13 protein-coding genes and 1 pseudogene are annotated in these 17,819 nt (G+C 68.6%); 11 read left to right on the plus strand and 3 right to left on the minus strand.

Annotation, left to right across the window (positions count from 1 at the left end; genetic code table 11):
• The first annotated feature begins 17 nt into the window (after positions 1 to 17).
• The 7 genes and pseudogenes from DN412_RS06495 (at position 18) to DN412_RS06525 (ending at position 8,087) form a co-directional block, all read left to right on the plus strand.
• Positions 18 to 1,205 (plus strand): lipid-transfer protein, encoded by a 1,188-nt coding sequence (locus DN412_RS06495; RefSeq protein ID WP_115013762.1) that lies wholly within the window; start codon positions 18 to 20, stop codon positions 1,203 to 1,205.
• Positions 1,206 to 1,283: 78 nt separating this feature from the next.
• Positions 1,284 to 2,264, plus strand: a complete 981-nt coding sequence (locus DN412_RS06500) for a Bug family tripartite tricarboxylate transporter substrate binding protein (RefSeq protein ID WP_244222578.1) — start codon at positions 1,284 to 1,286, stop codon at positions 2,262 to 2,264.
• A 39-nt stretch (positions 2,265 to 2,303) separates the two neighbouring features.
• Positions 2,304 to 3,234 (plus strand): annotated as a pseudogene (locus DN412_RS06505) (SDR family oxidoreductase).
• Positions 3,235 to 3,269: 35 nt separating this feature from the next.
• On the plus strand, positions 3,270 to 4,823 hold the full coding sequence (locus tag DN412_RS06510; protein WP_115013763.1) for an acyl-CoA synthetase: 1,554 nt from the start codon (positions 3,270 to 3,272) through the stop codon (positions 4,821 to 4,823).
• A gap of 38 nt (positions 4,824 to 4,861) precedes the next feature.
• Positions 4,862 to 6,028 carry an acyl-CoA dehydrogenase family protein gene (locus tag DN412_RS06515; protein WP_115013764.1) on the plus strand — a complete coding sequence of 389 codons (1,167 nt, stop codon included), beginning with the start codon at positions 4,862 to 4,864 and terminating at the stop codon, positions 6,026 to 6,028.
• Between the two features lie 33 nt (positions 6,029 to 6,061).
• Positions 6,062 to 7,054, plus strand: a complete 993-nt coding sequence (locus DN412_RS06520) for an acyl-CoA dehydrogenase family protein (RefSeq protein ID WP_115013876.1) — start codon at positions 6,062 to 6,064, stop codon at positions 7,052 to 7,054.
• 13 nt (positions 7,055 to 7,067) lie between these two features.
• Positions 7,068 to 8,087, plus strand: coding sequence for an NAD(P)H-dependent flavin oxidoreductase (locus tag DN412_RS06525; protein ID WP_115013765.1), 1,020 nt, complete (start codon positions 7,068 to 7,070; stop codon positions 8,085 to 8,087).
• Positions 8,088 to 8,100: 13 nt separating this feature from the next.
• Here the strand turns inward: DN412_RS06525 and DN412_RS06530 are convergent, their stop codons facing one another.
• Positions 8,101 to 11,214: an efflux RND transporter permease subunit gene (locus DN412_RS06530; protein ID WP_115013766.1), complete on the minus strand. Its 3,114-nt coding sequence runs from the start codon at positions 11,212 to 11,214 to the stop codon at positions 8,101 to 8,103.
• A gap of 4 nt (positions 11,215 to 11,218) precedes the next feature.
• Positions 11,219 to 12,364, minus strand: coding sequence for an efflux RND transporter periplasmic adaptor subunit (locus DN412_RS06535; protein WP_115013767.1), 1,146 nt, complete (start codon positions 12,362 to 12,364; stop codon positions 11,219 to 11,221).
• Between the two features lie 410 nt (positions 12,365 to 12,774).
• Here DN412_RS06535 and hpnD point away from each other — a divergent pair, with 410 nt between their 5' ends.
• Entirely contained in the window at positions 12,775 to 13,611 is an 837-nt protein-coding gene (gene hpnD / locus DN412_RS06540) for a presqualene diphosphate synthase HpnD (RefSeq protein WP_115013768.1), read from the plus strand.
• Between the two features lie 53 nt (positions 13,612 to 13,664).
• The gene (locus DN412_RS06545; protein ID WP_115013769.1) at positions 13,665 to 14,927 is read left to right on the plus strand and encodes a Zn-dependent hydrolase; all 1,263 of its coding nucleotides are present in this window, start codon (positions 13,665 to 13,667) and stop codon (positions 14,925 to 14,927) included.
• 44 nt (positions 14,928 to 14,971) lie between these two features.
• Here the strand turns inward: DN412_RS06545 and DN412_RS06550 are convergent, their stop codons facing one another.
• Complete coding sequence (locus DN412_RS06550; protein WP_115013770.1) at positions 14,972 to 15,304, minus strand: hypothetical protein; 333 nt, start codon at positions 15,302 to 15,304, stop codon at positions 14,972 to 14,974.
• A gap of 301 nt (positions 15,305 to 15,605) precedes the next feature.
• Here DN412_RS06550 and ompR point away from each other — a divergent pair, with 301 nt between their 5' ends.
• Together ompR and DN412_RS06560 are read left to right on the plus strand one after the other, a co-directional pair.
• The gene (gene ompR / locus DN412_RS06555) at positions 15,606 to 16,328 is read left to right on the plus strand and encodes an osmolarity response regulator transcription factor OmpR (protein WP_010810107.1); all 723 of its coding nucleotides are present in this window, start codon (positions 15,606 to 15,608) and stop codon (positions 16,326 to 16,328) included.
• Positions 16,329 to 16,352: 24 nt separating this feature from the next.
• Positions 16,353 to 17,702 (plus strand): sensor histidine kinase, encoded by a 1,350-nt coding sequence (locus DN412_RS06560; RefSeq protein ID WP_078196044.1) that lies wholly within the window; start codon positions 16,353 to 16,355, stop codon positions 17,700 to 17,702.
• Positions 17,703 to 17,819: the final 117 nt, after the last annotated feature.

Here is a 17,819-nt window from a genome sequence, read left to right on the forward strand (position 1 = left end):
TCCTTCAGGAACCCATCATGAGCGAGAAAGTCCTGGTTGCCGGCGTCGGCATGATCCCCTTCGCCAAGCCCGGCGCAAGCCTGAGCTATACCGAAATGGGCGCCGAGGCCACGCGCCGCGCGCTGGCGGACGCCGGCATCGGCTACGAGCAGGTGCAGCAGGCGTTTGCCGGCTATGTCTACGGCGACTCCACCTGCGGCCAGACCGCGCTGTATGAAGTCGGCATGACCGGCATCCCCATCATCAACGTCAACAACAACTGCTCGACCGGCTCGACCGCGCTCTACCTGGCGCGCAAGGCGATCGAGACCGGCGATGCCGACTGCGTGCTGGCGCTGGGCTTCGAGCAGATGCAGGCCGGCGCGCTCAAGTCGCACTGGGATGACCGCCCCGTCACCCGCGCCCGCTTCCAGCCGATCATGCACGGCCTGACCGCCGACATGGCCCACCTGCCGCAGGCGCTGCGCACCTTCGGCGGCGCCGGCCGCGAGCATATGCATCGCTACGGCACCCGCATGGAAACCTTTGCCGCAGTGCGCGCCAAGGCCAGCCGCCATGCCGCCAACAACCCGCTGGCGCTGTTCCGCAAGGTCGTCACCACCGAAGACGTGATGAACGACGTGGAACTGCTGCCCGGCGTGATGACGCGCCTGATGGCCTGCCCGCCCACCTGCGGCGGCGCCGCGGCGATCCTGGTGTCGGAGCGCTTTGCCCGCCAGCACGGCCTGCGCACCGGCGTACAGATCGTGGCGCAGGCGCTAACCACCGATCCGCCCGCCTCGTTCGACCCGCCGTCGATGCTGAACTACGTCGGCACCCACATGACGCGCTCGGCAGCTAACAAGGTCTATGAGCAGGCCGGCATCGGCCCCGAGGACGTCGACGTGTGCGAGCTGCACGACTGCTTCGCGCACAACGAGGTGATTTCGTATGAAGCCCTGGGCTTCTGCCCCGAAGGCGGCGCCGAGAAGTTCGTGATGGACGGCGACAACACCTACGGCGGCAAGGTGGTGGTCAACCCCTCGGGCGGCCTGCTGTCCAAGGGGCACCCGCTGGGCGCCACGGGCCTGGCCCAGTGCTACGAGCTGACGCACCAGCTGCGCGGCACCGCCGAGCATCGGCAGGTGGCAGGCGCGAAGCTGGCACTGCAGCACAACCTCGGCCTGGGCGGCGCCTGCGTGGTGACGCTGTACGGCAAGTACTGAGCCACGGACCGAACCAGAGCAATGAGGTGGCGCGCCGGCGGCATCGTGCTGCCGGCAGTGCCCCGCAAGGAGACTGCCATGAAACGTTCCACGCTTTCCCGCCTGCTGGGCCTTGGCCTGGCCTGCGCGATGCTGCTGCCGGCTCTGCCGGCAAGCGCCGCCGACAACTTCCCCTCGCATCCGCTGCGCTTTATCGTGCCCCTGACGCAGGGCAGCGGCTCGGACTCGGTCACCCGCTTTGTCGCCGAGCTGGTGGGCAAGGACCTGGGCCAGGCGGCCGTGGTCGAGAACCGCCCCGGCGCCGACACCATCATCGCCGTGCAGAGCCTGCTCAACGCCTCGGCCGACGGCTACAGCATCCTGATGATCTCGCCCAGCGCCATGGTCATCAACCCGCTGGTCAACGACAAGCTGCCCTACAACCCGCGCGACATCCGCCCGCTGGCCGCCGCGATCCGCGCGTCTGCGGTGCTGGTCACGGGCGCCAACTCGCCCTACAAGAGCTTTGCCGACGTACTCGCCGCCGCGCGCAGGAAGCCGCATACGGTCAGCCTTGCCAACTACAGCTACCACTATCGACTGGGCGGGCTGCAGTTGCAGCAGATGGCCGGCATCGACCTGAACCACATTCCGTACAAGGGCGCGGCGCAGGTGCAGACCGACCTGATGGGCGGCGCGGTGGACCTGGCCCTGCTGGATGTCGGCGGCGCCCTGCCGCTGCTGCGCGCCGGCAAGCTGCGCCCGCTGGCCGTGACCACCCGCACGCGTCATCCCGAACTGCCCGACGTGCCGACCGTGCGTGAAAGCGGCGTAGCCAACTACGAGCTGTCGGTGTGGATCGGCTTTGGCGTCAGCAGCAAGACCCCGGAGCCGATCGCGCAGAAGCTGGAAGCGTCGCTGCTGAAGGCGCTCGGCACGCCGGAATTCCGCAACTTCGCCGCGCGCACGGCCTATGCCGAAGTGCTGGCCGAGCCGGGCAAGCAGATGGGCGCCATGATCGCCTCGGAGCGGGTGCGCTACGGGCAACTGGTCAAGACCTACGACGTCAGCGCGCGCTGAAGGCGCGGCCCCGCACAACCCAAGAGAACAGGATTCACCATGTCACAGCTTTGCAAGGACCGCGTGGTCGTTATCACCGGTGCCGGCCGCGGCATCGGGCGCGAATATGCGCTGGAGTTCGCCCGCTAGGGCGCGAAAGTGGTCGTCAACGATCTCGGCGGGCGCGGCGAAGGCGGCGGTGCCACCAGCGGCCCGGCCCAGGAAGTGGTGGCCGAGATCCGCGCCGGCGGCGGCGAGGCCATCGCCAACTTCGACGACGTGGCCGACTGGGCCGGCGCCGAGCGCAAGATCCGCGCCGCCATCGAGACCTTCGGCGGCCTCGATGTGCTGGTCAACAATGCCGGCATCCTGCGCGACCGCGCGCTGGTCAACATGACCGAGGAAGACTGGGACTCAGTGATCCGCGTGCATATGCGCGGCACCTTCGCGCCGTCGCGGCACGCGGCCGCCTACTGGCGCGAGGAATCCAAGGCCGGGCGCCAGCGCGCGGCGCGCCTGATCAACACCAGCTCGTCGTCCGGCCTGTACTGCAACGCCGGCCAGTCCAACTACGGCGCGGCCAAGGCCGGCATCGCCGCGATGTCGGTGATCGCCGCGCGCGAGCTGGACCGCTACGGCGTCACCGTCAACGCGATCTACCCGACCGCGATGAGCCGGCTGACCGAAGACATCATCGCCAAGCGCCGCGCCGAGTTCACCGCCGGCGCCGCGCCCGGCTTCGACCCGCTCGATGCCGGCAACGTGGCGCCGCTGGTGGCGTGGCTGGGGAGCGTCGAGTCCGGCAACGTCACCGGGCGCGTGTTCGGCGTGCGCGGCGGTCGCATCACGGTGGCTGAAGGCTGGCACGCCGGCCCGCGCATCGAGAAGGCCGGCCGCTGGGACGCCGCCGAGCTGGGCCAGCATATTCCCGCGCTGGTCCGCCAGGCCGCGGGCCAATGCCGACACGTCGGGCGAGATTCCAGCCGCCTGATCCCGCACTGAGCACCGCATCCACGGACCCGTACCATGAACCCGACCCCAAAGTACCTGGGCGATCACGCCGCCCTGAATCCCGAGAAGCCCGCCGCCATCAACGGCACCACGGGCGAGGTCCTGAGCTACGGCGAGCTGGACCAGCGCTCGAACCGCTTTGCCCAGTACCTGTACGCGCTTGGCCTGCGTCGCGGCGACCATATCGCGATGGTGCTCGAGAACAATATGCGCTGCTTCGAGCTGTGCTGGGCCGCGCTGCGTTCGGGGCTGCTGATTACTCCCGTCAACCGTTTCCTGACTGCGCCCGAGGCCGCCTACCTGATCGAGGACAGCCAGGCGCAGGTGGTAGTGACCTCCTGTGCGATGCGCGAGCTGGCCGACCAGTTGACGGACCTGATGCCGACCTGCCGCAGCCGGCTGATGGTGGACGGCACCATCCCCGGCTGGGACAGCTACGAAGCAGCCATCGCCGCGCACCCGGCCGAGCGCCTGGCCGAGGAATGGATGGGCGCGACCATGATCTACAGCTCGGGCACCACCGGCCGGCCCAAGGGCATCGTGCGTGCGCAGCCGCAGGGCTATGTGACCGAAGGCTCGGGCTCGCCGCGCCGGGCCCAGTTCGTCCGCTATGGTTTCGATGCCGACACCATCTACCTGTCGCCCGCGCCGCTGTACCACACCGCGCCGCTCGGCTACGGGCTGGAAACCCAGTTCGGCGGCGGCACCGTGGTCTTCATGGAAAAGTTCGACGCGGTCGAGGCGCTGCGCATGATCGAGCGCTACCGCGTCACCCACAGCCAGTGGGTGCCGACCATGTTCATCCGCATGCTCAAGCTGGAACCGGCGCAGCGCGCGGCCTTCGACCTGTCCAGCCACCGCGTCGCGATCCACGCGGCCGCGCCCTGCCCGCAGGAAATCAAGCGCGAGATGATCGCCTGGTGGGGGCCGATCGTGCACGAGTACTACGCCGCCACCGAAGGCAACGGCGTAGCCACGCTGAACACGGCGGAATGGCTGGCGCACCCGGGCTCGGTCGGCAAGGCGCTGGTGGGCGTGCTGCATATCTGCGACGACGAGGGCAACGAGCTGCCCTGCGGCGAAAGCGGGATGGTGTATTTCGAGCGCGAAACCCTGCCCTTCCACTACCACAACGATCCGGACAAGACGCGCGCCGCGCAGCACCCGCGCCACCCGACCTGGACCTCGGTGGGCGACATCGGCCGGCTCGATGAAGACGGCTTCCTGTACCTGACCGACCGCAAGGCGTTCATGATCATCTCGGGCGGCGTCAACATCTACCCGCAGGCAATCGAGGATGCGCTGGTGGTGCATCCCAGCGTCGGCGACGCCGCCGTGATCGGCGTGCCCAATGCGGAGATGGGCGAAGAGGTCAAGGCCATCGTCGAACCGGCCGCCGGCATCGCGCCGTCCCCCGAGCTGGCCGAGACCCTGCTTGAATACCTGCGCGGCAAGGTGGCGCGCTACATGGTGCCGCGCTCGATCGACTTCACCGACGCCATGCCGCGCCTGCCCACCGGCAAGCTGTACAAACAGGCCCTGCGCGACCGCTACTGGAAAGCCCAATGACCGTGGCGGCAATGCCTGCCGCCACCAAGGAGTAAGACGTGAGCCAATTGCTGGACGCCTTCCGCCTGACCGCGCTGCCGCCCGCGGCGCAAGCCTTGCGCGCCGAAGTCAGGCGCTTCCTGGCCGAGCACCTGCCTGCCGCCAGCGCCGATATCCGCGCGCGCTCGTGGATGGGTTTCGATGCCGGTTTCAGCCGCCGGCTGGCGCAACGCGGCTGGGTCGGCGTGACGCTGCCGGCCAGCCATGGCGGCGCCGGCATGGATGCATTCCAGCGCTTCGTACTGGTGGAAGAGCTGCTGGCCGCCGGCGCGCCGGTGGCCGCGCACTGGGTCGCCGACCGCCAGAGCGGCCCGCTGATCCTGAAGTACGGCACGCCGGCGCAGAAGGACTTCTACCTGCCGCGCATCTGCAACGGCAGCGCCTTCTTCTGCATCGGCATGAGCGAGCCCGACGCCGGCTCGGACCTGGCCAGCGTGCGCACCCGCGCCACGCGTTGCGATGGCGGCTGGCGCCTGAGCGGGCGCAAGATCTGGACCACCAACGCGCACCATTGCCACTACATGATCGCGCTGGTGCGCTCGTCCGGCGCGCCGGAAGACCGCCAGAAGGGACTGTCGCAGTTCATCATCGACCTGGGCGCGCCCGGCGTGACGGTACGCCCGATCGTCGACCTGACCGGCGACGCGCATTTCTCGGAGGTCGCCTTCGACGATGTGTTCCTGCCCGAGGGCTCGCTGGTCGGCGAGGAAGGCGGCGGCTGGGAGCAGGTCACGGCGGAACTCGCATTCGAGCGCAGCGGCCCGGAGCGGCTCTATTCGAGCATCGTGCTGGTGGATCGCTGGGTGCAGACGCTGCGCGCCGGCAAGCCCTCGGACGCCGATGCCGCCAATGCCGCACTACTCGGCAGCTTCGTGACCCAGCTGGCCACGCTGCGCAGCCTGTCGGTGGCCGTGACCGCGCGCCTGGCGCGCGGCGAAAGCCCGGTGGTGGAAGCAGCGCTGGTCAAGGACCTGGGCACCGAGTTCGAACAATCCATCCCCGCCCTGCTTGAAGCCGTGATTAGCGCCGACCCCGGCGCCGCGCCGAACCCCGAGCTGTACCGCACGCTGGCTTTCCTGAGCCAGATCTCACCCACCTTCTCGCTGCGCGGCGGCACGCGCGAAGTGCTGCGCGGCATGATCGCCCGCGGCCTCGGCCTGCGCTGAAAAGAACCAGACTTCCAGAGGGACGACATGGACATGTTTACCGAAGCCATCGAAGACATCCTGCGCGACCACGCCACCCCGGCCGCGGTGCGCGCCATCGAGGGCGGCGCATCGCCCGCGCCGCTGTGGGCAGCACTGGCCGATGCCGGCTTCCTGGAGCTGATGGCGCCGGAATCCGCCGGCGGTGCTGCCCTAACGCTGCAGGCGATCGGACCGGTCTTCACCCTCTTCGGCAGCCACGCGCTGCCGCTGCCGGCGGCGCAGGCCATTGCCGCCCGCGCGCTGCTGGCGCCCACGGGCAAGGCGGCGCCGGCCGGCATGATCACGCTGGCCGGCCAGTGCCTGCAAGGCGCCGGCGGCACCATCACCGCACCGCTGCTGCCCTTTGGCGCGATCGCGGACTGGGTGCTGGCCAACGTGGAAGGCTGCATGCTGCTGCTCGATGCGTCGCAGGCATCGCGCCAGCCGGCCGGCGTGCACGGCAGCCTGGCGGCCACGCTGGTGTGGGCCGCGCGGGACCTGCCGGGTCCGGTCGGCGACCATGGCGAGCGCGTGCGCGACTTCAGCGCCGCCATCCACGCCGCCGCCATCGCCGGCGCGATGGGACGCGTGTTCGACATGACGCTGCAGTACTGCAACGACCGCTCCCAGTTCGGCAAGTCGATCGGCAAGTTCCAGGCCGTGCAGCACCAGCTCAGCGTGATGGCGCAGCATGTGGCGGCGGCGGGCATCGCGGCGGAGCTCGCCTTTGCCGGCGACGGCCCCCTTCCCGCCCGCATGCCGGTGGCAATCGCCAAGGCCCGCGCCAGCATGGCGGTGCCACTGGTCGCCGCCACCGCGCACGCCCTGCACGGCGCCATCGGCGTGACCGAGGAATACGACCTGCAACTCTACACCCGGCGCCTGCATGAATGGCGCATGGCGGACGGCTCCGAGGCGTACTGGAACCGCCTTGCCGGCCAGGCCCTGCTGGCGCAGCCGCAGGCCACCATCACCGACTTCGTGCGCGAGACGCTCGCGGCCTGAATCCCTGCCTCCCATGCCAGCCACGTTCCGCACCCGCATCACCGAGCTGCTGTCGATCCGCCACCCGATCGTGCTGGGCGGCATGCATCACCTGGGCGAATCGCGCATCGTCGCGGCCATGGTCAATGCCGGCGCGATGGGGTTTATCACCGCGCGCTCGTTCGACTCGCTGGCCGCGCTGCGCGACGACCTGCGCCGCTGCCGCGACCTGACGGCAGGCCGGCCGTTCGGCGTCAACCTGACGCTGGCACGCCGGCCCGAGCAGAACCGCAATGTCCAGGCGTGGATCGACGTGGCGCTGACAGAAGGCGTGCGCTGCTTCGAGACTGCCGGCGGCGCACCCGAGGGCCTGGTCGATCCGATCCACCAGGGCGGCGCCATCGTGATCCACAAATGCCCCAGCGTGCGCCATGCACTGAGCGCCGAGCGCATGGGCGTGGATGCGGTGACACTGGTCGGCATGGAAGAAGGCGGGCATCCGGGCGCGAACCAGCTGCCCACCTTCGTCAACGGCGCCTTTGCGCTGGCGCGGCTGCGCGTGCCGCTGCTGCTGGGCGGCGGCATCGGCAATGGCCGCCAGATCGCGGCCGCGCTGGCCATGGGGGCGGACGGCGTGGTCATGGGCAGCCGCTTCATGGTCGCGGCCGAGATCCGCACGCATGCGGCGCTCAAGCAGCGCATCGTCGAGTCCGACCAGCACTGCTCCACCGCCATCCTCGGCTCGCTGGGCGACACCTGGCGCGTGCTGGCCAACGAGACCGCGCGCGAAGTGCAGCGCCTGGAAGCGGCCGGGGCGCGCAGTCATGCGGAATTCGGCGACCTGATCCTGTCGTCGCGCACGCGCCAGCGTGTCTATGCCGATGGCGAGGTCGATGCCGGCATCGTCTCGCTGGGGCCGGCCGGCGGCTTCTGCGATGCCATCGAGCCGGCGGCGCAGATCGTGGCTCGGTTGATGGCCGAGGCATCGCAGGCGGCCGCGGCCTTTACCCAGACGTTTGCCGGAGCCTGCTCCGCAAACAGCCGCGCGGCCTGAGCCGCACGGCGCTTCAGCCCGCCAGCGCCCCCACCCCGTCCTCCGGACGCTTCACGCGGAACCACGCCGCGTACAGCGCCGGCAGGAACAGCAGCGTCAGCACCGTGGCAATGATCAGCCCGCCCATGATCGCCACCGCCATCGGCCCCCAGAACATCGAGCGCGACAGCGGGATCATCGCCAGCACCGCCGCGGCGGCGGTCAGGATGATTGGCCGGAAGCGGCGCACCGCGGCTTCGACGATGGCGGTCCATTGCGGCACGCCGGCGCTGACGTCCTGCTCGATCTGGTCGACCAGGATCACCGAGTTGCGGATGATCATGCCCAGCAGCGCGGTGATGCCGAGCTGCGCCACAAACCCCATCGGCGCGCGCAGCAGCAACAGCGTGGCGGCGGCGCCGATCAGCCCCAGCGGGCCGGTCAGGAACACCATGGCCGCGCGCGAGAAGCTGTGCAGCTGCAGCATCAGCAGCGTGAAGATGAGGAAGATGCACAGCGGCAGCTGCGCCGCGATGGAGGCACCTGCCTTGCCGCTTTCCTCTTCCGCGCCGGCCACGGTGATGCGGTAGCCCGGCGGCAGTTGCGCGCGCAGCTTGTCGAGTTTCGGGCTGATCTGTGCGGTCACCGTCGGGCCCTGGATGCCGTCGACCACGTCGGCCTGCACGGTCACGCCGAAGTCGCGGTTCTCGCGCCACACCACGCCCGGTTCCGAGCGCAGCGTGACGCGCGCCACCTGCGTCAGCGGCACCATGCGCCCGGTGTTGGTCGGCACCAGCATGTTGTTCAGGTCCGAAATCGCATCGCGCTCATTGCGCGGGGTGCGCATCAGGATGTCGATCAGCTTGTCGCCGTCGCGGTACTGGCCCACCGGCACGCCGGTCAGCACGGTCTGCGTGACGCGGGCGATGGCATTGGTGGTCACGCCCAGCGCGCGCGCCTTGTCCTGGTCGATGTCCAGGCGCAGCATCTTGACGTTCTCATTCCAGTTGTCGTTGACGCCGACGGTGTTGGGGTTGGCGCGCATTTCGGCCTTGACCTGGTCGGCCAGCCGGCGCACCCCGGCGGCGTCCGGCCCGATCACGCGGAACTGCACCGGATAGGCCACCGGCGGGCCGTTGGGCAGCAGCTTGACGCGGCCGCGCAGGTACGGGAACTCGGCATCCAGCAGCCTGATGACGCGGCGGCGCAGCGCATCGCGCACCTCGGTGCTGACCGGCATCACGATCACTTGCGCCACGTTGGTCTGCGGGAAGATCTGGTCCAGCGGCAGGTAGAAGCGCGGCGCCCCGCTGCCGACGAAGGTGGCCAGGCTTTCGACGTCCTTGTCCTTGCCGACCAGCTGCTCAAAGCGCTTGGCCTCGGTCTCCATCTGGGTGAAGCTGGTGCCCTCGGGCATCCACAGCTCCACCATCAGCTCGGGGCGGCTGGAATCCGGGAAGAACTGCTTCTCGACGAACTTGAAGGCGTAGAGGCCCAAGCCGAAGGCCACCAGCGTGATCGCGATCACCAGCTTGCGCCAGGTCACGCACCAGTCCACCAGCCGGCGAAAGCGCGCATAGAACGGCGTGTCGAAGACCTCGTGGGGCTCGCCCGCGCCCGGGCCGCGGGTCTTGAGCAGCAGGTAGCCCAGGTAGGGCGTGAAGTAGACCGCCGCCAGCCACGACAGCACCAGTGCCAGCGCCGTCACCGCAAAGATCGCGAAGGTGTACTCGCCCACCGTCGAACGCGCCAGGCCCACCGGCAGGAAGCCGGCCGCGGTGATCAGCGTGCCGGTCAGCATCGGCATCGCGGTGGAGGTATAGGCGAAGGTGGCCGCCTCCATCTTGGAGAAGCCCTCTTCCAGCTTGCGCACCATCATCTCGACCGCAATGATGGCGTCGTCGACCAGCAGCCCCAGCGCCACGATCAGCGCCCCCAGCGATATCTTGTGCAGGCCGATGCCGAAGATATGCATGAACAGGAAGGTCACCGCCAGCACCAGCGGGATGGTCAGCGCCACCACCAGGCCCGGGCGCACGTCCAGCCGCAGCGGCCGCGTGTGCAGGCCCAGCGAGACAAAGCTGACCGCCAGCACGATCACCACCGCCTCGATCAGCACGTGCACGAACTCGCCGACCGAGCGCTTGACGGCCTCGGGCTGGTCCTGCACCTGGTCCATCTCGATGCCCACCGGCAACTGGGTGCGCAGCCGGTCGAACGCGGTACGCAGGTTCTTGCCCAGCTCGATGATATCGCCGCCCTTCTGCATCGAGATCCCCAGCCCGATCACGTCCTTGCCATTGAAGCGCATGCGCGTCTGGGTCGGGTCGACATAGCCGCGGTAGACATGGGCGATGTCGCCCAGGCGGATATTGGCGATGCCGTTGGGCCCGCGCAGCACCAGGTTCTCCAGGTCTTCCACGCTGGCGAACTGGCCCGACAGGCGCACCTGCAGGTTGTCGGTCGGGGTGACCAGCACGCCGCTGCCGGTCAGGTTGTTCTGCTGCGAGATCTGGTCGGCAATGGCGTTGATATCCAGCCCCAGCTGGGCAAAGCGCGCCTGGTTGAAGTCGATATAGACCTTCTCGTCCTGCAGGCCGATCAGCGACACCTTGGCCACCGACGGCACGCGCAGCAGCTCCTGGCGCACCAGATCGGCGTACTCGCGCAGCTCCTTGTAGTTGAAGCCGTCGGCCGAGAGCGCGTAGATGGTGCCGTACACGTCGCCGAATTCGTCGTTGAAGAACGGCCCGCGCACGCCGGCGGGCAGCGTCTGCTGGATGTCGCCGATCTTCTTGCGCACGGTGTACCAGACCTGCGCAGTCTCTTTGGCCGGCGAGGTGTCCTTGAGCTGGAAGATCACCGTAGTCTCGCCCGGCTTGGAGAAGCTGCGGATCTTGTCCGCATACGGCACTTCCTGCAGCTGGCGCTCGATCTTGTCGGTAACCTGGACCGCGATTTGCTCGGCGGTGGCGCCGGGCCAGAAGGCCTGCACCACCATCACGCGGAAGGTAAACGGCGGATCCTCATCCTGGCCCAACTGGAAGAACGCCAGCAGGCCGCCGAGCAGCAGCACCACCAGCAGGTAGCGGGTCAGCGGCTGGTGCTCGAGCGCCCAGCGCGACAGGTTGAAGCGGGAATGGTCCATCCGCTCACCCCTGCTTCGGGGCGGCGGCCGGGGCCGATGCAGGTCCTGCGGCAGGCGCGACCGTCTGCAGCGGACGCACCTTCTGGCCCGCGCGCAGCAGGTGGACCCCGGCGGTGACGATGGTCTGGCCCGGCGCCAGGCCCTGGCGCACCTCCACCTCGTTGCCGATGGCCTCGCCCAGCGTCACCGCCACCGGCTTCACCGTGCTGGCCGCGGCGTCATAGATCCAGACCTGGTTGCGGCCCTGCTCCTGCAAGAGCGCGGTCAGCGGCACCCGGATCGCCGGGGTGGCGCCGGTGCGCATGAAGGTCACCACGGCGGTCATGCCGAGCTTGAGGTCCGCGGGCGGGTTCGGCACCGTCACGCGGGTGGCATAGGTGCGGGTGACCGGGTCGGCCGCGGCGGCAATCTCGCGCACGCGGCCGGGCAGCGTGCGCTGCGGCTCGGCCCAGGTATGGATGGTCACGTCGGTAATGCCGCGCAGCAGGTCGACCTGGTCTTCGGGCAGGCCGATGGCCACTTCCTTCTCCGCCGTCTGCGCCACGCGCACCACCGGCTGGCCCGGGGTGACCACCTGGCCCACCTCGGCATCGATGGCCGTGACCACCCCGTCGGCGTCGGCATGCAGTACAGAATAGGCAGTCTGGTTGGACTGGCTGCGCAGCCCGGCCTGGGCCTGGCGCAGCCGCGATTCGGCGGCGTCGTAGGTGGCCTGGCGCCGGTGCTGCTCGGCGGCACTGATAAAGCCCTTGGCGAACAGGTCGTTGTAGCGCTTCAGGTCGCTGGCAGCGAGGTCGCGGTCAGTCTTCGCAGCCTCGAACTGGGCGCGCGAGCCGGCTTCGGCCAGCGACAGGTCGGTTGGGTCCAGCCGCGCCAGCGGCTGGCCCTTGCTGACCACCGCACCCACATCCACCAGCCGGGCGGCGATCTTGCCCCCCACGCGGAAGCCCAGGCGCGACTCCACGCGCGGGCGCACGTCGCCGGAAAACTCGAAGGCGGTCTTGCCGCTGTGCGGGCTCAGCTGCATCAGGCGCACCGGGCGGACCTCCGGCGCCGGCTCGGCCTTCTTGCCACAACCGGCCAGGACAAGCATGCCGGCGGTCAAAAGTGCGGCCACGATCATGCCAGGGCCGGTGCGGCGCGGCGGCATCGTAACGACAGGGATATCTGCAGCCGCAACTTCCGGCACTTGGCAAAGCACTGGCATCGGTAGGCAACGAATCGGATGGGAACAACTGACGAGACCGGCCGGTGACCGCAGCCCTTGTGCCGGCCCTGTGCCGGAGAACCCGACGGGCTGGCGGACGGGCCGCCGGAAGCCGGCGCCGGCAATAAATAACTTGCCGGTCAGTAATATAGCGACGACCCCGGGGTGCGTCAAACGGCAGGCGACGAAACGGCTGGAATGAACACTCAGATGTCGTTCCTGGCCGGTGAGTTGCGCTGACGGCGCTTCCGCATGCGCGACCATACCCCGCCTGGCGCGATGCTACAATCCGGCGCGCCGCTGCCGTAGCCCTCCCTGGCGCTTCCCCCCCATATCTTCGACCCGAGACCGGCGTGACGCCCGATCAGTATTGCCAAGAGAAAGTCGCCCAGAGCGGCTCGAGCTTCTATTACAGCTTCCTGTTCCTGCCGGCCGAGCGCCGCCGCGCCATCACCGCGCTGTACGCGTGGTGCCGCGAGGTCGACGACGTGGTCGACGACAGCCATGACGCCGGCCTGGCGCACCAGCAGCTGGACTGGTGGCGCGCCGAACTGCGCCGCCTGTTCGATGGCGCGCCGACCCATCCGACCACCAAGGCCCTGCAGCCGCACGTGGCCGGCGCTGGCCTGAGCCAGGCCGAGATGGCCGAGGTGCTGGAAGGCATGGAGATGGACCTGACCCAGACCCGCTACCTGGACGAAGCCGGCCTGGCCCGCTACTGCCACTGCGTGGCCGGCGTGGTCGGCACGCTCAGCGCGCGGCTGTTCGGCTACACCGAACCGCAGACGCTGGTTTTTGCGGAAAAGCTCGGCCAGTCGCTGCAACTGGTGAATATCCTGCGCGATGTCGGCGAAGACGCCCGGCGCGGGCGCATCTACCTGCCGGTCAACACGCTGCAGCAGTTCCAGGTGCCGGCCTCCGAAATCCTGAAGGGCCAGCACTCCGAGCGCTTTGTCGCGCTGATGCAGTATCACGCCGGCCGTGCCCGCGCGCTGTACCATGAGGCGCTGGCGCTGCTGCCGAAGCAGGACCGCCGCGCCCAGCGTGCCGGTCTGCTGATGGGCGCGATCTACCATGCGCTGCTCGACGAACTGGAAGCCAGCCAGTTCCAGGTGCTGCACCAGCGCATCGCGCTGACGCCGCTGCGCAAGCTGTGGATCGCCTGGAAGACCTGGGTGCGCAACAGCTAGCGCCCTGCCGCCGCCCTTTCCCCTCTCTTCGACCCGTCCCGAGCCGTACCGCCATGACGCAGACCCCCGCTTCCCTCGGCGACACCATCCTCGCCCACGCCGACCAGCTCGCCCGTTTCTCCGACATGGAAGGCGGCCTGACCTGCGCCTACCTGACCCCGGCCCACCGCGCCGCGCAAGGCCAGCTTGCGCAGTGGATGGCGGCGGCCGGCATGCAGGTGCGGATCGACGCCATCGGCAACGTCATCGGCCGCTATGCGGCCGACCCCGCCGTGCCCCACGCACGCGTGCTGATGACCGGCTCGCACTTCGACACCGTGCGCAATGGCGGGCGCTATGACGGCCGGCTTGGCATCCTGCTGCCGATTGCGGTGGTCGGCGCCCTCAACCAGGCCGGTATCCGCCTGCCCTATCACTTCGAGGTGGTGGGATTCGCCGAAGAGGAAGGCCTGCGCTTCAAGACCAGCTTTCTGGCCAGCAGCGTGCTGGCGGGCCGCTTCGATCCCGCCCTGCTGGAGCGCCAGGACGCTGACGGCATCACGCTGCGTGAAGCGCTGGCGGCATCGGACCTGCCCGGCGCGGGCGACCTGCAAGCCCTGCGCGACGCGGCGATCGATCCGGCGTCGCTGCTGGGTTTTGTCGAAGTGCATATCGAACAGGGCCCGGTGCTGCTGCACCATGGCCTGGCGCTGGGCGTGGTCACGCAGATCGCAGGCAGCAGCCGCTTCACGGTGCGGGTCGAAGGCCTGGCCAGCCACGCCGGCACTACGCCGATGGGCATGCGCCGCGACGCCGCCGCGGGCGCTGCCGAGATGATCCTGCTGGTGGAGCAGCGCTGCGCGGCGGCGCCGACGCTGGTCGGTACGGTGGGGCAGCTGCAGGTGCCCAACGGGTCGGGCAATGTCATCCCGGCGGCCTGCACTTTCTCGATGGACATTCGTGCCGGCGAGGATGGCATCCGCGAGGCCGCCATCGCCGATATCGTCGCCGGCATCGGCCAGATCGCGGAACGGCGCGGGCTGAGCGCGCAGGTAGAGCGCGTGCCCCCGGTCAACAACGCGCCATGCGCGCGCTGGCTGATGGACCAGTTCGGGGCGGTGCTGAAGAAGCGCGGGCTGCGGGCATTTGAGCTGCCCTCCGGCGCCGGACATGACGCCATGATGATGCAGCGCATCACGGATGTGGCCATGCTGTTCGTGCGTTGCGGCAACGGCGGCATCAGCCACAATCCGCTGGAAACGATCACGGCGGAGGATGCACAACTGGCGGCGGAGGTCTTCGTGGACTTCCTGCGGCACTTCCAGCCCCGCGGCTAAGCGCCACAGTGGCGTACCATGGAGCGAAGCACGAAAAGAACGAATTAGCCGCCCTGGTAGATATCGCGTCCGAAGTCGTAGAGGTTCTTGCGCAGTTTGCGGCGCTCGTCCGGCGACAGGCGCGAGCTGCTGCGGTCGTCCACGCGCCGGCGCTCGGCGTCGCGCTGCTCGGCGCGGTGGCGTTCGGCACGGGCCCGGGCCTCGCGCTGGCCGTTGCCAGGATCGCTGGCCTGGCTCGAGGGATGGTGCTTGAGCAGGTTGGCCATACCTGCCGATTGCGCCAGTGCCGTCCCGGCCGGCATGCACAGCGCCAGCGCAAGGCATGCGCCGACGATACCTTGCTGCGGATGCCCGTGCCGGGTTCGGTTCACTTTCATTGATAATGGCGGTTTTGGCTTCGGGAAAAAACAGTGGTTGGACTGCCCTGAAGCCTGGAATTCCGGTACCCCGTCAGGCGCCGCACCCTCTGCAAGCATCGCGCCAGCGCGGGCTGGGCAGGCTGGTCGGAGCAGTGGATCGTCGGTGCAAATGCGCGGAAATCTGCCGCGCGTGGCGCCGAAAAAGACGGATTGCGCAGTGTAATCGCACGATTGGTGCACACTGCCATACCACGGGGTAAAGTATGTAACGTTTTGTTAAGCCATTTTGAGCGAAAGCGATAGTCGCTAAGATACCGCCATGGAAAATACCAGCCACAAGATTCTTGTCGTCGACGATGACCCGCGTCTGCGCGATTTGCTGCGCCGCTATCTGGGCGAACAGGGTTTTACCGTGCTGGTGGCGGAAAACGCCACCGCGATGAACAAGCTCTGGCTGCGCGAGCGTTTCGACCTGCTGGTGCTGGACCTGATGATGCCCGGCGAAGACGGCCTGTCGATCTGCCGCCGGCTGCGCGGGGCCAATGACCAGACCCCGATCATCATGCTCACCGCCAAGGGCGAGGACGTGGACCGCATCGTCGGCCTGGAGATGGGCGCCGACGACTACCTGCCCAAGCCGTTCAACCCGCGCGAGCTGATCGCGCGCATCCACGCGGTGCTGCGCCGCAAGGGCCCGGCCGAAGTGCCCGGCGCCCCGTCGGAAACGCCCGAAACCTTCGCCTTCGGCGATTTCGTGCTGAACCTGGCCACGCGCACGCTGACCAAGAATGACGAGGAAATCACGCTGACCACCGGCGAGTTCTCGGTGCTCAAGGTGTTTGCCCGCCACCCGCGCCAGCCGCTGTCGCGCGAAAAGCTGATGGAAATGGCGCGCGGCCGTGAATACGAAGTGTTCGACCGCAGCCTGGACGTACAGATCTCGCGCCTGCGCAAGCTGATCGAGCCGGACCCGAGCAACCCCCGTTTTATCCAGACGGTGTGGGGCCTGGGCTACGTCTTCATCCCCGATGGCGTGAAATAACCGATTGCGGCCGCTGTTCCTATCGTGGCGACCGTAATCGGCCGTACCGCAACGCGGTTCTTTGGTTCGCTGTTCTGGCGGACCTTCATGCTGATCGCCCTGTTGCTGGCAATCTCGCTGGGCATCTGGTTCCAGAGCTACCGGCTGTTCGAACGCGCCCCGCGCGCGCAGCAGATCGCCATGCAGGTGGTCAGCGTGGTCAAGCTCACGCGCGCCGCGCTGCTCTATTCCGACCCCGCGCGGCGGCGTTTCCTGCTGCTCGACCTGGTGCAGAACGAAGGCATCAAGGTCTATCCGCGCGAGAAGGACGACGACTTCGCCGCGCCCACCGCCAACCCGTTCCTGACCACGCTGGTGCAGCAGGAGATCCGCGGCCGGCTGGGCGAAGACACGGTGCTGGCCACCACTGTCAACGACATTCCAGGCGTGTGGGTCAGCTTTGAGATCGAGGGCGATGACTACTGGGTGGCGATCAGCCCCGAGCGCTTCGAGCGCGTGCCCGGCATCCAGTGGCTGTGGTGGAGTATTGCCGCGCTGCTGCTGTCGATCATCGGCGCGGCCTTTATCACTGCGCGCGTCAACTACCCGCTCAAGCGGCTGGCCAACGCCGCGCGCGCCATCGGCGCCGGCGGCGACCCGCCGCCGCTGCCCGAGCACGGCGCCAGCGAAGTGGCGCTGGCCAACCACAGCTTCAACCAGATGGTGCGCGACCTGCGCCAGCTTGACGACGACCGCGTGGTGATGCTGGCCGGCATCTCGCACGACCTGCGCACGCCGCTGACGCGGCTGCGGCTGGAAACCGAGATGTCACCGATGGACGGCATCACGCGCGACGCCATGATCGCCGACATCGAACAGATGGACGCCATCATCGGCCAGTTCCTCAACTATGCGCGCCCGCCGCTGGAGACCGTCGAGCCGGTGGACTTGTCGGCCCTGGTGCACGATGCCGTGGGCGTCTATGCCGCGCACGACGACGTGCGCGTGCACGTGCGCGCCAACGCGCCGGTGATGGCGGTGGCCAACCGCATGGAAGTGCAGCGCATCCTGGACAACCTGGTCGAGAACGCGCGCCGCTATGCCAAGGACGAGCAGAGCGGCATGGCCGTGGTGGAAATCTCCACGCGCGTGGACGACAAGGAGGCGGTGCTGACGGTGGCCGACCACGGCGTCGGCGTGCCCGACGGCCAGCTGTCGCTGCTCACGCGGCCCTTCTACCGGCTCGACAGCGCGCGCAGCGAGGCCAAGGGCGCCGGGCTGGGCATGTCCATCGTCAACCGCATCATGCAGCGCAACGGCGGCCGGCTGCTGCTGGCCAACCGCGCCGCCCCGGCCACGGGGCTGGTGGTCAGCGCGTGCTTCCGGCGCGCCTGATCGGTCATATCGGGCGCCTGCCAGGCACTTTGACAGGTTATCGACAGCCGTTGATAGCCTTCTGAAAGGCATTTGACAGGGCAATGACAGGGGCTCGGCGCACACTGGCCCCCGTCA

Origin of the sequence: Cupriavidus lacunae (genome assembly GCF_003353055.1) — a bacterium.
Classification (GTDB): Bacteria; Pseudomonadota; Gammaproteobacteria; order Burkholderiales; family Burkholderiaceae; genus Cupriavidus; species Cupriavidus lacunae.

What these genes read in the sequence shown, in the direction of transcription:
- DN412_RS06545 (WP_115013769.1), top strand. Translation starts at nt 13,665, where the DNA reads ATGACGCAGACCCCCGCTTCCCTCGGCGACACCATCCTCGCCCACGCC.
- DN412_RS06535 (WP_115013767.1), bottom strand. Translation starts at nt 12,364, where the DNA reads ATGCCGCCGCGCCGCACCGGCCCTGGCATGATCGTGGCCGCACTTTTG.
- DN412_RS06500 (WP_244222578.1), top strand. Translation starts at nt 1,284, where the DNA reads ATGAAACGTTCCACGCTTTCCCGCCTGCTGGGCCTTGGCCTGGCCTGC.
- DN412_RS06495 (WP_115013762.1), top strand. Translation starts at nt 18, where the DNA reads ATGAGCGAGAAAGTCCTGGTTGCCGGCGTCGGCATGATCCCCTTCGCC.
- DN412_RS06550 (WP_115013770.1), bottom strand. Translation starts at nt 15,304, where the DNA reads ATGAAAGTGAACCGAACCCGGCACGGGCATCCGCAGCAAGGTATCGTC.
- DN412_RS06525 (WP_115013765.1), top strand. Translation starts at nt 7,068, where the DNA reads ATGCCAGCCACGTTCCGCACCCGCATCACCGAGCTGCTGTCGATCCGC.
- DN412_RS06520 (WP_115013876.1), top strand. Translation starts at nt 6,062, where the DNA reads ATGTTTACCGAAGCCATCGAAGACATCCTGCGCGACCACGCCACCCCG.
- DN412_RS06530 (WP_115013766.1), bottom strand. Translation starts at nt 11,214, where the DNA reads ATGGACCATTCCCGCTTCAACCTGTCGCGCTGGGCGCTCGAGCACCAG.
- DN412_RS06510 (WP_115013763.1), top strand. Translation starts at nt 3,270, where the DNA reads ATGAACCCGACCCCAAAGTACCTGGGCGATCACGCCGCCCTGAATCCC.
- ompR (WP_010810107.1), top strand. Translation starts at nt 15,606, where the DNA reads ATGGAAAATACCAGCCACAAGATTCTTGTCGTCGACGATGACCCGCGT.